This is a genomic window from Nostoc sp. DedQUE05 (assembly GCF_034530955.1).
In the GTDB taxonomy this organism is placed as follows: domain Bacteria; phylum Cyanobacteriota; class Cyanobacteriia; order Cyanobacteriales; family Nostocaceae; genus Nostoc.
In genome coordinates, this window is record NZ_JAVRCB010000002.1 from 68,010 (window position 1) to 82,777 (window position 14,768).

At 40.6% G+C, this 14,768-nt stretch carries 15 protein-coding genes; 3 read left to right on the forward strand and 12 right to left on the reverse strand.

Features of this window, described 5'->3' with window-relative positions; translation table 11 throughout:
* Positions 1–14 precede the first annotated feature (14 nt).
* Complete coding sequence (locus RMZ42_RS02500) at positions 15–422, forward strand: phosphomannose isomerase type II C-terminal cupin domain (RefSeq protein WP_322669909.1); 408 nt, start codon at positions 15–17, stop codon at positions 420–422.
* A 91-nt stretch (positions 423–513) separates the two neighbouring features.
* Here the strand turns inward: RMZ42_RS02500 and RMZ42_RS02505 are convergent, their stop codons facing one another.
* From RMZ42_RS02505 to dndE, 7 genes are all read right to left on the reverse strand, one after another.
* The gene (locus RMZ42_RS02505; RefSeq protein ID WP_322669910.1) at positions 514–1,272 is read right to left on the reverse strand and encodes a HEAT repeat domain-containing protein; all 759 of its coding nucleotides are present in this window, start codon (positions 1,270–1,272) and stop codon (positions 514–516) included.
* A 186-nt stretch (positions 1,273–1,458) separates the two neighbouring features.
* Complete coding sequence (locus RMZ42_RS02510; protein WP_322669911.1) at positions 1,459–2,037, reverse strand: GNAT family N-acetyltransferase; 579 nt, start codon at positions 2,035–2,037, stop codon at positions 1,459–1,461.
* Positions 2,038–2,058: 21 nt separating this feature from the next.
* Positions 2,059–2,247 carry a hypothetical protein gene (locus RMZ42_RS02515; protein ID WP_322669912.1) on the reverse strand — a complete coding sequence of 63 codons (189 nt, stop codon included), beginning with the start codon at positions 2,245–2,247 and terminating at the stop codon, positions 2,059–2,061.
* A gap of 196 nt (positions 2,248–2,443) precedes the next feature.
* Positions 2,444–2,866: an ABC transporter permease gene (locus tag RMZ42_RS02520; protein WP_322665288.1), complete on the reverse strand. Its 423-nt coding sequence runs from the start codon at positions 2,864–2,866 to the stop codon at positions 2,444–2,446.
* Entirely contained in the window at positions 2,851–4,143 is a 1,293-nt protein-coding gene (locus RMZ42_RS02525; protein WP_322669913.1) for an AmpG family muropeptide MFS transporter, read from the reverse strand. The genes RMZ42_RS02520 and RMZ42_RS02525 overlap by 16 nt, the downstream gene beginning before the upstream one ends.
* A 255-nt stretch (positions 4,144–4,398) precedes the next feature.
* Entirely contained in the window at positions 4,399–5,847 is a 1,449-nt protein-coding gene (locus RMZ42_RS02530) for a DNA phosphorothioation-associated putative methyltransferase (RefSeq protein WP_322669914.1), read from the reverse strand.
* A 63-nt stretch (positions 5,848–5,910) separates the two neighbouring features.
* The gene (gene dndE, locus RMZ42_RS02535) at positions 5,911–6,297 is read right to left on the reverse strand and encodes a DNA sulfur modification protein DndE (protein ID WP_322669915.1); all 387 of its coding nucleotides are present in this window, start codon (positions 6,295–6,297) and stop codon (positions 5,911–5,913) included.
* Between the two features lie 105 nt (positions 6,298–6,402).
* On the opposite strand from dndE, the gene RMZ42_RS02540 reads away from it, so the two are divergent.
* Positions 6,403–6,759 carry a four helix bundle protein gene (locus RMZ42_RS02540; protein ID WP_322669916.1) on the forward strand — a complete coding sequence of 119 codons (357 nt, stop codon included), beginning with the start codon at positions 6,403–6,405 and terminating at the stop codon, positions 6,757–6,759.
* Positions 6,760–6,787: 28 nt separating this feature from the next.
* Here RMZ42_RS02540 and dndD read toward each other — a convergent pair whose 3' ends face one another.
* The 3 genes from dndD to dndC all read right to left on the reverse strand — a co-directional run bounded on the left by dndD (position 6,788) and on the right by dndC (position 11,478).
* Positions 6,788–8,773, reverse strand: coding sequence for a DNA sulfur modification protein DndD (dndD, locus tag RMZ42_RS02545; RefSeq protein ID WP_322669917.1), 1,986 nt, complete (start codon positions 8,771–8,773; stop codon positions 6,788–6,790).
* Between the two features lie 354 nt (positions 8,774–9,127).
* Complete coding sequence (locus RMZ42_RS02550) at positions 9,128–9,748, reverse strand: Uma2 family endonuclease (RefSeq protein ID WP_322669918.1); 621 nt, start codon at positions 9,746–9,748, stop codon at positions 9,128–9,130.
* 74 nt (positions 9,749–9,822) lie between these two features.
* Positions 9,823–11,478 (reverse strand): DNA phosphorothioation system sulfurtransferase DndC, encoded by a 1,656-nt coding sequence (gene dndC / locus RMZ42_RS02555; protein ID WP_322670044.1) that lies wholly within the window; start codon positions 11,476–11,478, stop codon positions 9,823–9,825.
* Positions 11,479–11,648: 170 nt separating this feature from the next.
* Between dndC and RMZ42_RS02560 the strand changes: the two genes are divergently transcribed.
* On the forward strand, positions 11,649–13,247 hold the full coding sequence (locus RMZ42_RS02560) for a DGQHR domain-containing protein (protein ID WP_322669919.1): 1,599 nt from the start codon (positions 11,649–11,651) through the stop codon (positions 13,245–13,247).
* Here the strand turns inward: RMZ42_RS02560 and RMZ42_RS02565 are convergent, their stop codons facing one another.
* Complete coding sequence (locus tag RMZ42_RS02565) at positions 13,248–14,189, reverse strand: HNH endonuclease (protein WP_322669920.1); 942 nt, start codon at positions 14,187–14,189, stop codon at positions 13,248–13,250.
* Between the two features lie 31 nt (positions 14,190–14,220).
* Entirely contained in the window at positions 14,221–14,691 is a 471-nt protein-coding gene (locus RMZ42_RS02570) for a DNA phosphorothioation-associated protein 4 (RefSeq protein WP_322669921.1), read from the reverse strand.
* Between the last annotated feature and the right edge of the window lie 77 nt (positions 14,692–14,768).

Genomic DNA, 14,768 nt, shown 5'->3' on the forward strand with positions numbered 1-14,768 from the left:
TTGAGAAATTAATTATGACTCCCAATGAAAATAATACCCAGTCAAATATCAACGAATTGTCTCCACATTCAGGTACACGATATTGGGGTGAGGTAGAGGTAATCGAGGAGGGAGAAACTTATAGAATTAGTCGTGTGGAAATTAAGCCCAGGCACGGAATTAAACCACAAATTCATTATCACCGCAATGAACATTGGGTTGTAGTTTCCGGCGTGGCGAAGGTGACTTGTGGCGATACGGAAATATTACTGAATCGAAACGAATCAACTTATGTCCCGGCTGCAACACTACATAAAGTAGATAATCCTGGGCATATTCCGCTAGTTATTCTGGAAATTCAAAATGGTGAATATTTGGGTGAGGATGATACTGAGCGCCCTTATGACTTAAATTTGGTCAAACCTGTAGCTGAAGGACAGTAAGGGCTGAGTTAGGAGTTAGAAGTTGGGAGTTAGGAATTGGAATTCAAGTGATTAATACCCAATGCCCAATGCCCAATGCCCAATGCCCAAATCAAAACCACCCTTCTTGTTCCAGGGTTTCAATCAACTGCAAGCCACGGGGATCGCCCACTCCTAACAGTGAGGCTTTGGCGTCTTCTCGGACTCCCAAATCTTGGTCTTCGGCAAAGGCTTGAATTAGGGCATCGATCGCTGTGGCATAAACTACATTAGAAGGCAATTCGCGGCACAGTTGACCAATTGCCCAAGCACTGTTACTCCGCACTGCTGCCACGGGATCTTGGACTAAGGCTTCAATTAATGGTGGTATTGCGCCTATCACTGCTTCATAACCGACTTCTGCCATTTGTGCTAAGGCGCTAGCAGCCCACAAACGCACTGCGGAAATGTCGGTTCTGAGAGCGTTTGCTAAAGGTGCTAAAGAACGGCGATCGCGACAGTTTCCTAAAGCCCAAACTACACCTTTACGCACATAGCCATTCCAATCACTGTTTAGTTGAGCAATTAACGGACTCACTGCTTCAAAACTGGGATTGCGTCCGATGCCATAAGCTGCACTTACCCGCACCAAGGGACAGGTATCAGTTAACAGGCGAATCAGATGGGGGGTAGCACGGGCATCTTCTATATCACAAAAAGCACGTGCTGCTAACATTCTTTGCTGGGGCTGGGGATTTTCCAGCAAGGCTAGCATCACTTCTGGATCGGGCTTGGCCACAACTGATTCGGCAGTTAGTGGCTCTATTTTATCTAAGGGGCTTTCTAGCTCCTCCTCAATATCCAGTAGGCTTAGATCGTCTTCGTCATACATAATTTGATTTCAATCCCGAAAAGGGATTAACACATAATCCCCCGCGCTAATAAGTTAAAGCTTTATCTTTATATTTATATATATTAGTTGGGTTCTTATACATTTTCCTTTCTTCCTCGTTGAGTTTTATGCAAACGAGAACCTCCATAACTCAGATGCAACAGTATATTATCGCTATCCTTGAGTTTATTTTTCTGCACTCAGGAATTTTACCATCCATAGGGATTGGGTTTGATAGCCTAACTGATTATAAAGATTCAATGCGGGTTTGTTTGATTGAAATACTTGCAGTCCAATCTGGCGATCGCCTCTTTGAATAGCCCAATTTTCCACATATCGCATCAAGGCTGTACCAATACCCCGCCGCCGATGTTCTGGTACAACGTAGAGAATAAAGATGTGAGCATGACGGTTCCCATGTACTTGATCTATGGCATTGCCAACCCAGAGGCAGGCTATGGGGGAATTGGGCGTTGGGAATTGGGCATTGGGAATGGGGCATGGGGCATTGCTTATTCTTCTTGTCTCCCTCATCTCCCCCTGCTCTCCCTGCTCCCTGCTCCCTTCTCCCTGCTCCCCCTCCTCTTCTACCCACCACAAGGGCGTATCGCTAGAAAAGTATTGCTTAACTGTTTGCTCTAAGTGGGAAAAATCCTCGTTGGGAAAGAGATCCTGGTAAGTTCGCTGCATGAATTTGAGCAGCAGCGATCGCTCTAAAAGGGAGCCACGGCGAATAATGTATCCAGGTAATAGTTGCTCAGACACTACTGATATTTATTGACTTAGCTAGATCGCGTTATGTGTTGCTGGAGGTAAATCAGTTGGAGTAGGTTGAGAAGTTACCTGTACCTCTTCAATTGGTGCGGGTGCTGCCATATCGGATGGTAAAAATATCCGGGCGCTGACTGCCACTAGGGCAAAAACAAATACTAGTACTACAAGCAGTGGGGCGATGTATTGACGAAAAATAGCCATATTTTAATTGCAAGAAGCTAGAAACTTTTATGAGAACCTAGCTAAAGATTTGTGAAGTATTCTTGATTGATTTTAGCAATTTTTTGTAGATGGGAATGGGGCATTGGGAATTGGGCATTAGGGATTAATTATTCTTCTCTGCTCCCCTGCTCCCCTGCTCCCCTGCCCCCCTGCTCCCCTGCCTCCCCTGCTTCCCCTACTCCCTCTGGCGATCGCTTTCCAAGTCATCAAGTACTCTTTCGCAATACCAGTTCTCCGGCATCCCAGGATAAGTTTCCTTTGCCTGTTCAATTAACCGTTCGGCTGCGGCAGTGTCACCAGATAATTTAGCTATTAGCCTGTTTTTGAGATAGCTATCAGATAAACCCTCCTCTACCTGGGTTGGTATCCCTTGATTGATGGTTGATGGAGTTGATGGCCGGGATTGTTCTCTTCGCAATTGCCAAAATAAAACGTAATAAAGCGTACCAAAAATTAAAATTAGGCTGAGTGTTCCAAAAAAAGTTAAGAGGTTAAATGCTAAAAATCCTAGAACTAACTGCGAGAGAACATAGCCAAGTAATAAACCAGTCAGTAAGAGGATGAATGTGCCGACAGCAATAACTACTTGATTCCCCATATATCCTCTTCTTCGTCCTCAAGTCCTGGTCTGGATACTGCCACTGGCTGAGGGTTCCAGGGGGCAAATACTGGCAATAGGAATAGTCCTGGTACAGCGGCGGCGATGGTAATTAAGAAAAATATAGGCCAACCCGTGCTTTGGGCGATCGCGCCTCCAGGGGCCGCCAGAATATCACGACTGACAGCCATTAAGCTGGATAACAAAGCATATTGGGTTGCGGAAAACCTCTGGTTACAAAGACTCATCAAAAAGGCAACAAAGGCTGCTGTCCCCAATCCACCACAAAATTGTTCTACGTTGATGGCAAGTACCATAGCTTGGTAGTTTTGACCGATATATGCTAGAAAAAAGTAAGCTAAATTACTTACTGCTTGTAGAATACCAAAAACCCAAAGCGATCTATTGATGCCAATAGCACTCAAAATTGAACCACCTGCTAAAGCGCCAACAATCGTCGCAATTAACCCCATCCCCACTTGAATTGCCCCAATGTCGGTTTTGGTAAAACCAGTTTGCAGCAAAAAAGGCGTGGTCATATTGCTCAACAAAGCATCGCCTAGCTTGTATAGAGTGATGAATGCAAGCATTAAAATAGCTTTGATAATCCCTTGACGCTGAAAAAATTCCTGAAACGGCAAGATGACAGCATCAGCAAGAGAACTTGGAGGGCTAATTTCCTGGGGTTCTGGTGCGAACAAGGTGGCAAGAATACCAATTACCATCGTTCCTGCCATAAACAAGTAAACCGATGACCAAGGCAGTTTGTCAGCAAGTATCAAAGCTAAAGCACCTGCGATTAACAGGGCAATTCGATAACCTAAGATAAAAACTGCTGCACCAGCCCCCATTTCTAGTTTTTCTAAAACGTCGGTACGGTAGGCATCAGCAGCGATATCTTGAGTTGCACTGATAAAGGCGATGACTATAGCGTTGATTGCTAGTAGCTGTAATGCTTGTTTGGGTTGTTGAAAAGCCATAACTGCGATCGCTATAATCAAAGCAATCTGCGTCAAAATTAACCAACCCCGTCTTCGTCCCAAAATTGGTAAGCTGAATCTGTCCAGGAACGGCGACCACAGAAACTTCAAGGAATAAGGCAAACTAGCAAGGCTAAACCAACCAATAGCGGCTAAGTCTACCTTTTCTACGGTCATCCAAGCTTTTAAGGTATTACCAATTAACAATAATGGTAAACCCGATGAAAAACCTAAAAATAATAAAGCCGCCATCTTGCGACTACCGAAAACTCCCAGCAGCGATTTAATTTTCCTCATATTCTCAACTTTTTGCCTCTTTTGAGGAAATATCAATAAAATCCAACGAGGAAATGTAAAAGCATATCATGTAACTATTACCTATAAAGGTTTGAATTATCCGAGCGGCAGCAGTTCCTTATATAATCCCGATCGGGGATTGAAATTTGCTACAGCTGCTGTGTAATTTATCGCAAATATGACAAACTACCAAGATTTACTTGGGTTAAATACAAATTCAGGATAACCTTATAGGTCAGCGTTTTCTTAACTTTCTTAAATTGAATAAACCTGATGCCCTCTGATTTCGACTCTGTGTGCAGTGAGGCATTTTTCCCAACCTTCACGAGTGCCGATATCGCTTTTACCCTTGAGCAATCCTAATTTCTCTTCTTGTTGGGTGAGTTTAGCAAATTCTTCGTAGCGTGGGTAGTCGCTGGTAACAAATGTTTCCTTTCGGTGCAAAATCGGCGGATTTGCCCTAGTTTCGTAGTCTCGGTGAGTGATGAATAGGGTTTTTAAGTCAATACCTATGCTGGCTTTTAACGCCGGGTGGGGATTAGTATCGAAGTCGGGGTAAAACAGGTAGGATATTTGCGGCTTATCAGTGTGATATTTTATTAATGTAGCCCCATCTACACGCCCAATGGTGCGGCTAGCGCAGCCTTCACAAATTCGTAGCAAGGGATCGAGTGCTGCTAATGCTGAAACATGGACGTAAAGCGCACCGCGTGTGTGTTTACCTATTTTGCTTTTTTCACACGCAGTTTGAATTACTCCAGATTTACCTAAGCTGAAAAGTTTTTGGTCGGCTACAAGGCACGCTTCCTCGTAGCTACTAAAAAAGGCTTTGATATCGTGACGCATTTCTGGAGCTAGTTTTTGCCATGCGGGACGTTTATCAAAGTGAGTCAGGGCGAGATAAACTTGGATATCCAGAGAACGACGATAAGCGATCGCATCCCATTCTGCTTCATCAGTTGCTTGTAAAATTACACCAAAGGCGCGGCGAAAGTTACCAAATTCCCTCAGTAATTCTTGCTCATTTTCCAATTCGCCTTTCACAGGTAGTCTACCGCGCTTGGTAAAAAAAGCCATGAGTGGTTGCAGCTGTTCTTGATAATCTTCAAACCGCTTAGTGGGGATGCGGACTCGCGGTGTAGAAGTGCTAGAAAAAAAGCGGATAGCTTTGTAACTTTCTTTTTCCGCTTCATCTCGAAAAACAAAATAGACTCCTAGTGCGATCGGCACTGCATCTACATTTAGGACTTCATCAATATAAGTTTTGAGTTCTTGTTGTTCGTAATATTTCTGGAAAGTATTGCGGCGCGTCACAATGCCATCATTGTAAGCAAGTTGGGTTTTGCTGGGAGCGTTAATTAGTATTTGAGCCGCGACAATTAAAACTTTCCCGGTGAGTTCCCAAGCTTGGATTAGGCTTTGACGGCGTTCCTCTGAGTCTTCAATGACGTTGAGGACATAGCCCAAGTTGACCACATCGGCGGGGGTGCGTGGGATATCGGGATAGTAGTAAGGGTCCCAGCCTGTACTGGTGTAACCTAAATTTTTAACTCGCTGGACATCACCACCGTAGCCGCAACCGTAATCAAAAAAAGTGGTGTCTGGATTCAGGATTGCCCATTCTATTGCCAATCGCACGGGGCGAGATATGTCAGTGCGAGCGATCGCAGCTCTATGACGCTCAATTTCTAGCGCTTCAGGCATAATACTAATTCGTAATTCGTAATTCGTAATTCGTAATTAAGACAGTTAGCAGCTAATATTCTTTCAAGGTTTAACAGCAAGTTCAATTAAATCTTCAATTTTCTTGATATTTGGATCGCCTGCTAAGTAGCCAATTCCGCGATGCAAATGTAACCGAAATTGGGTAGCAAGGGTTTCTTTGTCAATAGAATAACCGTCATTATGACAGCGTTGCTTGAGGGCGAGGAGGAGTATATCAGACATTTCGCCACCAAAAACGCGCCAACTCATTTCGACATTACTATCCTGGGGAATTGGGACGGGGGAGGGTGTGGTTGCTTCTGCGAGGGAACGACAAAACGCCCAACGGCATAGGATATTCCATTGATCGATTTTGGTGCTGCGCTTAAGTTTGGTAAGTTGGTCTTTGGCTGTTTGAGACAGTTTTATTCTTTCGATTGGGGATTCCATAATAATTCGTAATTCGTAATTCGTAATTCGTAATTGATTTAGACTGATACTGTAATTTTTATTTTAGATGGGGGAAACATAGATATTAAGATTTAAAAGAGAAATATGGTAACTAATAGTAGCATTACTGATCGGACAAGAAGTTTTGCAGTAAGAATTGTTAAAGCTTGTTGCTTTTTAGATGAAAAACCTGGTGTTTATAGAATTCTCTCTAAACAATTACTTCGTTCCGGTACTTCGATTAGTGCAAATGTTCGAGAAGCACAGTCTGCCCAATCTAATAGAGATTTTATCAATAAATTAGAAATCGCTTTGAAAGAAGCAAGAGAAACACAATACTGGTTGGAAATATTAATTGAATCCGAATTAGTGGATAGACACAAATTTCAACTACTTCTCCAAGAGGCAAATGAAATTGGCAAAATTCTAGTTGCTTCCACCAAACGACTCAAAGGTAAATAATTACGAATTACGAATTACGAATTACGAATTACCAAAAGTAGCCTGGTTGAATAGTTGTTTGGCGGGTGGACGAGTCGTATTTGAGGAGATATTCGCGGGCGATCGCTTCGTTTTCTCGCAGTGTTTCTACTTCTTTTTTGCCAATCTCAGTATCCGTAGATAACAAAATCACTTGGTGGCTGGCGGATGGAAAGTAACGTTCAACTAAGTTGCTGCGGTGTGAGGAGTCTAGTCTACCTAGTGGCGTATCGATTGCTACTGGTAAGCGGTGTCCAGAGACTTTGGCTAAACCCCAGAGGAATGCGATCGCAAGTAGTTGTTTTTCGCCAGCCGAGAGACGATGTTTAGGCACAGGTTTACCATTTAAATCGTAAAGCAAAAGGCTAAAAGTTTTAGTATCAATGGTGATGCGATGCACTAAGTCTGATTTGTGGAGAAGATAAAGGAAGCAGTTTTTAACTTCCTCCTCTAATTTATTGAGTTTTCGCAGAGTTAATTTTTCCCGAAAAGTCTTGAGCGTTTCTTGAACTTTTGCTGCTGAGGTAATAATATGTTCGCTATTTTTATGTTTAATATTTTCTACAGTATAATCATTTAGTTCTTTTTTAGACTTAGCAATAACAGTTTCTAATTCAGCTAAACGGCGACGGATTGTTTCATAATTTGCTTTAGCTTCAACAACTTGATTTTGTGCCGTTTCTAGTGCTTGACGCAGCTTTGTATAATCTTCGGGTGCTGCTGCTGTTTGCACTTGTCTTTCTAGAGTATGAATTTCTTCTTCTTTATTTTTGAGAATACCTAATTTCTCTTTTGCAGAAAGTTTAGAATTTTGTAAGTGATATATGAGATTATCTAGCTGACTTAAGCTTTCATCATCAGCTAATAGCCAAGGTGCTTCTATTTGGATAGTCTTGGCATATAAATTATCTACATCTTGGACTAGAAAAGATTGAATTTTTTCAACTTGAATCGGAGAAATTTCCCCTTGATTTAGCCAAGCGAGTAAGCGCTGATCTCGCTCAATTAACAAATCTTTAGAAATTTCTACCTGTTGATGGCGAAATTCCTTTTCTCCCTGTGCTTGCACCTGATTAAGCAAATTGGGAATTAATGCCAGAGGTAAAACATCAGCCGCCAATTCACACATCGATTGACGTACTTGTTCGATTTCCGCAGTTTTTGTATCCTGTTGTAGTTCTAGTTGATTGCGTTCTGCGGCAATCTTCCCACCTTCAGAAATGAATTTATCAAAGGCTTCTTGCTGCTTTTGTTCTAAATCTTCTACCTGATTTTTGAGAGTTTCTAGCTTTTCTTCTGTTGTTTGATAATCTTCTTGCTGTTGGGTTAACCTAGTTTCAATTTCCTCTAGGTTTGCTAAATCTTTACTATTACCAACTTCTTTAAGTTTACGGTTAACTAAAATATCTAAATCAACTGCTAAACGATCTGCTAACTCTAAACCTAAAAGTCCGCGAATTGCATCTACTACAACTGGTGGTGGTGTTTCCTGTTCTGCGAGTTCTTTAACCTGTTCACCATCAAAGAGAAATAAGTTAGAAATACCTAATGGCAGGAGATTTTCAATATATTCATCCCAAATATTAACTAAAGCATCAGGCCAGGTATCACTGTCACCTAAAATACCTAATGTATCTTTCCCGTCTTTAGGATTTTTTGTCCAACTACGTACAACACGGTATTTTATTGGTTTATCGTTTTCAATATGTTCAAAAAGTAATTCAATCCGGGTGTCTGCAACTGGATCTATTTTGTTGTTGACACATTGATTGAGAAAATCGCTATAACTTAAATTCCCACGGGTAGAACATTGGGCGCGGGGGCCATAAAGAGCGAGACGAATGGCATCCATAAGGGTAGTTTTTCCGCCGCCATTCATCCCACCTAATAAGATAATTGGGTGTGAGGTTTCCTCATCAATTTTTGGGTTAAGGTTGATTACTTGTTTTCCACTATAGGGGCCAAAGTTTTGTAATACGAGTTCAAGAAATATCATTGATTTTTAAGAGTGTGTTTGAAAAGTTATATGGTGTGATTTTTTACCCCCCTTAATCCCCCCTTATAAAGGGGGGAAACAAGAAAATCAAGTTCCCTCCCCTTTATAAGGGGAGGGTTAGGGTGGGGTAAAATATTTGATAAATCAATCACGACTTTTAAAACATCCTAAGATTAACATGAGTTCAACGGCGATCGCAGAAGCAGAAACTTTGCGATCAAAGGAATCAGATAAAATTAATTAGATGATTTTGTCTGATGCATTGAGAAAAAATATTGTCTATGAAATATAGATAATACCATCACTAACTGTTAAGAAATGCGATTGCATCTGTCTCGGTGTTGGTAAGCGTGGCTAGATTTGCACACCTCCAGCTTGAAAAATCTGTTCGGCGGTTAAATTCAATTCTGGGAAAGTAGGGGAGACAATATGGGTATCGCCTTTAAATTGAGTAACTTGGTACTCACTATCAATTAATTCATAAATGGATATAGTAGGCAGTTTAGGATTACCAATAAACTTCCTAGCACCTATAGCCGCGTAATCTATAATCCAATATTCGGGAATACCTATAGCCTCATAATCAGCTAATTTTTTGTAGTAATCATCTCGCCAATTAGTACTAACAACTTCAATAACTAAGGGAATAGATGTAGCTTGAGATACAGTTGATTCTTTTTTCCAGAAAGGCTCATTCACTAAATTTGGTCGATTGATTATTAAAATATCTGGTGAATAAGCTGATTCACCTTCAAATGGCTTGACTAATACAGTTTTTGGAATGAAGTAAGGAAGTTTTTGTCGCCCAATTTCGATAGATATATTTAGCGCCAAAAAACCAACAACATCCTCATGATCTCCTACTGGTTGAGCTATTTCAACAATCACGCCATCATGTAATTCGTATCTTCCACCTTCAGGCCGCCAAGCTGCAAAATCTTCAAAAGTTACTAATTTGTGTATGGCTTGAATCATAGAACCTCGCTTGTTTTAAAATGATCAAACTTTGTCAAGCGTTCTTTAAGTAGTTTGTTGACTCCCATCTTCTATTATTCTGAGTTTTCCTTTTTGAATTTCATACTTGCCCAAGTTACCTCTTCATCGCTTTCACTTTTACCTTCATCTACTTCATTGATTGGTGCAACATCGCCCAAAGTCATCTGCTTGACTTTTGCAACATCACCTTGACTAACTGCTTCGCTTAACTCGCGTTTCAAACGAGCATTTTTAATCGCATCTTCTGGGGAACGGGAACTTGTATTAAAACATTTTTCTAGGGTTTCGTATATTCCCACGCGACGAGTCTTTTTGCGATACTGGCGTTCTGTGTCTAACAATTTCGCCATGAGTTCCAAGTGCATCGCGTCACCTTCACAGATTTCTTCTAATACTATCCACTCATCACGACCTAGTAAGCTATAGTCAGCACCAGGACGGGGATCTTGAAATTCTTCACCAGTCACTTCTTGATAAATCCGGGGTAAGCTATCATCAAATTCGTGTTTTTCTTCTAGCCAAATGCGGCGAATTTCACTCATTTCTTCTAGAGTAATTAGGGTGATGTCGCGCATATTTTCTGGCGCTGTACGACGAGTTTTTGTTTGCGCTTCTAATAATCGTCTGAGCCAATGTTCCCGCCAAAATTTAGTATAGGGGCCGTGAATTGGTTCAATAGAGGTTTCACCATCTACATGGCGTTCAAAAAGTTGGACTTCTCCCCAGATGCGACGGAAGTCTCTTTTATCGCGGTCATCTCTATTATCTAATTCATTACGGATATCTAATAGAGGCTGCATCCATTCTTTTTCTTCATCATTTTGAATCATTGCCTCCATTGATTTATCTTTACTAACAATTGTGCAAACCCAGCACCCAAATCGAGAATCACCACAGCTAGCAGTCGAAGTATCAACAACTAGTGGACATTCATTATCTGCTGTAGCACCTCGATACATAGTGAACAAATCTTTGTTGCTATATCCCCAAGGGTTTTGCCATTGATTTAGGTAAATCCAAACTTCATCAGTACGCCAGTCTTCAATAGGGCTATAAATTAAAGAATTAGGCAAGCTTGCACTATGGTAAAGCAGAGATGTATGTGAACTTGAATCAGAAATAAGACGATCTTTAAGGCTACCTGCTTGATGCTTTTCCATTGAGATAGCACGTTTGACACTTTCAGCCTTGCGCGTACCTAAAACAAGAATAACTTCCCCATTTACTCTAACCACATCACGTATAAAGTGGTTAGAAGGATGAATTTTTAGACGGTCTGTACACCAACGAAATTTTCCTCGCGGCGTTGGATAACCTTTACCAATCAAGCTTACCCAGAATGTCTCTTTGATTTCTGGGTGTAATAAATGTGGTTCAATGGGCATTTTCTGTTCTTGAGCAGCAACTTTCATCCTTTCTAAGGATTTGCGTACCCAAACAGAGACTACAGGGTTTTCTACCAGTGTGTCAGTTGTAATAACATGAATAGTCTTTTTTCGCTTTTCAATTGGTAGTGCTGCGATCGCATTCCAGATAAGCTGTAAAGTGGCAGTACTATCTTTACCACCGGAATAGCCTACTACCCAAGGTATCTGGTCTAAACAATACAATTCTTGAATTTCAGTGGTGAGAGCTTGGATGTATTCCACTAACTCTGCTACAGTACGTGTTTGCTGACCTTTATTTTCTGCTTGTTGTGCTGTAGTCATTTCTCCTTCTCTCTGGAAACCTGGCGTAATATTCGGGCGAATAGAATTCGCGGCTATATAGACAAAACCCACCGACCTGGGCTGAAGAAAAGTTTTTAAAAACTTTACTACTAATATCCAAATTTTTGGATAATTAAACGACATAATCCTATTCTGTTTTTAAAATTAACATGAAAGATAGCGCATCTGACCCCACTGCTGACATTGCTAGAGAATACCTGGAACGGGAAAACAAGGAAAAGCAGGTACTAGCATTACTCCTAGAGAAGTTTTTAGGGAGAAAAGATCAGATTCTCGTTCAAAAAACCGAGATGGGTGGTACTGAGGCTTATGTTAGCTCTGTTACATTGGAATGGTTCGCAGGTCGGGTTCACTTCGCCTCTGGCTTACCTTTGTTTCAAAAAAAGTACAATCCTGAAACTGATAATGTCGAGATTGACGCAGATAGTATTGATGAAATTCAGCAACGTCCGCTTGATTGGTCACGTCAAGCACCGCTAGTCCAGTATTTAGCGGCTAGAGACAATCATAAGTTTCCGCCGGTGCTAGTGGTGATTAATCAACCGTGGGTGGATAATCCCAAAGCTGCTGAGTGGGATAGTGAAGGACGCGCTACAAAGTCTACGACTGATTTTATACCCCTAGATAAAGACGGTAAGGTAGGTCTGCTAAATATTTCTGAGGATGATGTAACTATTTATGCACTAGATGGGCAACACAGATTAATGGGGGTTCAGGGGTTGATGGAGTTAATCAAAACTCGTAAACTCCAGCGATATAAAAAAGATAAAGGTGCTGATGACAGTTTTATTACAGTCAATGATTTGATAGAAAAGTACCAAGTAGACCTTGCTTACTTGCAAAATTTACCCAAGGAAAAAATTGGTATTGAGTTTATCTGTGCGGTAGCGGCTGGGGAAACTCGCACCCAGGCGAGGCGGAGGGTAAGATCGATTTTTGTTCATGTCAACCTGATGGCTGCACCGTTGACTAAAGGGCAACTAACACAGTTGAATGAGGATGATGGTTTTGCGATCGTTGCTAGAAAAATTGCAGTTACACATCCACTATTAGAACAACGACAAGAACGCAATCCCCGCGTTAATTGGAATAGTGCAACAGTGGCTTCCAATTCTACAGTTTTGACGACATTGCAAGCTCTACAAGATATGTCTGAGCGATATTTGGCTCAAAAGTTCCCCCACTGGAAACCCTTGGAGAAAGGTCTAATACCCATGCGTCCAGAAGATGAAGAACTTGAGCAGGGAATTCAGGAATTTAGCAAGCTATTTGATAATTTAGCTAGTCTTTCAAGTTATAAAATTTTAGAACACGAGGATACACCAGCTTTGCGGCGCTTTAGCTTTGAGAAAGATGGAGGTGAAGGAAATATGCTTTTCCGTCCGGTTGCTCAAGTTGCATTAGCGCAAGCTTTAGGAATTTTGGTATTTAAAAAAGGTTTTTCCCTAGCAGATATTTTTAAGAAGCTGCGGAAGTTCGACCAACAAGGCGGCTTTAGTGGTATGGAATATCCCCAATCTCTCTGGTATGGGGTTTTGTATGACCCAAATAAAAAGCGGGTGCAGGTTGCTGGACGAGATTTAGCGGCGAAGTTATTGGTTTACATCCTGGGTGGAATTCAGGAACAGATGGAACGTGCTGAACTTCGTAAAGCTTTGGCGGATGCTAGGACTGTGGAAGATAAAACTATAAGTTTTGATGGCAAGCTTGTTGAACCGAAAGCGGTAGGACTTCCACCTATCCTGTAATTATGCTTGAAATATATTTTGGCGATGCCATTGCAGTGCTTCTAGTTCTGGAAAGTGTTGCTCTGTATTTGGTAGAAGTATTGTTTCACCATGAAAATCTTTCATAGGTTTAACATGGGGAGATACTTCTACTAAATCATTACTAACTATGATTTTGTATTGTTTATCTACAGTAAACCAACCCCTATCAAATGCCCAATGATGATTTTTGCAAAGAGCAATTCCATTATTAATTTTGCTATCATAAAACTGTGAAAATGGCTTAATGTGTGCGCCATCCACAATATTTTGATTTACTTTTTTAGTTACTTTGAGTCCACAAAAAGCACATTTGTAATCATAAATATGTATAATTGCTGTCCTAAAAAAAGCATTTCTAATAACTGCTCGTTTCCATCCCCATCTGGGATTAGCCTCTAAATTTACTGTTTCAATTAATTTTTCTATCTCTAACGGATCATCTTGAAAAGCTTGATTTATTTGTAAAATCGCTTCTATATCATTTTCATTATCAGAAAAGAAAGCTGTCACAAGTGCGTCAATTAGTTCTTTTCTAGAAGATTCATCTTCCAAAAAGTTAAATAATTCATTGTCTAGATATGCGTATTCAACAGCCTCTTTTAGTTTGTTAATTGTTTTTGGCTGTAACCCATTAAATTCAGGCTTAAATTTTAAGTACCAAAAGCCCTCATTTTGGAGATGGAAGAAAGGATAGTGTAAGCCACCTTTGTAAGACGGAGAACCAATTACATTCCAATACCTCTCAAATGTTTGAATTAATTCGTCGGAAACGGGAATTTCATTCGTAGTATTAATACCTCGCGCAATCAAATCAATTACAGATAAAAGTAGGATTGGTTTATATTGAGCATTACCACGTTTTCGGCTAATTCTCACATTTAATTCAGCAAAGCGTTGACAGTAATAAGTTATATTTTTCATATTTAATAACTTAATTAAGCAAGTAAAAAAATCAATTTAAAAATTTACTCAGGTCAAATTCTTCTTCTAACTGTTCTTTTGTCCCTCTTTCAGAAATCAGAACTAATAAAAGTCGCTCTGAGTAGTCAACAGAACCTCGCAACTCGTTTTGTAAAATCTCCAGTCCTCCATTAGCATATTCTTCAAATATTTGAGTACGTTTATCTTCATCTTGTTCTTCTCTAGATGAAAGTATATTGATATCTTTAGTTTCATTTATTGCTAATAATTTAATGATTAGGTCATATCCTAATGAAGCAAAATTTTCTTGTGGGATTGGAGATGGTTCTCGTTTTGTGGTTTCTCCCAAAGGAACCCGCTTTTTATATTTAACGCCTAAAGCTGCTGCAAACACCATTACTTCTACATAAGTCTGAAAAGGCCCAGTTGTGTCTTTTGATGCTACTAGAGATTTCACTAACTCAGCCTTATCTTTAGCAACCCTAATTCTATTTGCAGCCATGATATTAATATTTACATTGTTGCCATCTTAACCGACAGCGAAAAGCGATCGCTACGTTTACGCAATTGCCAAGGTAT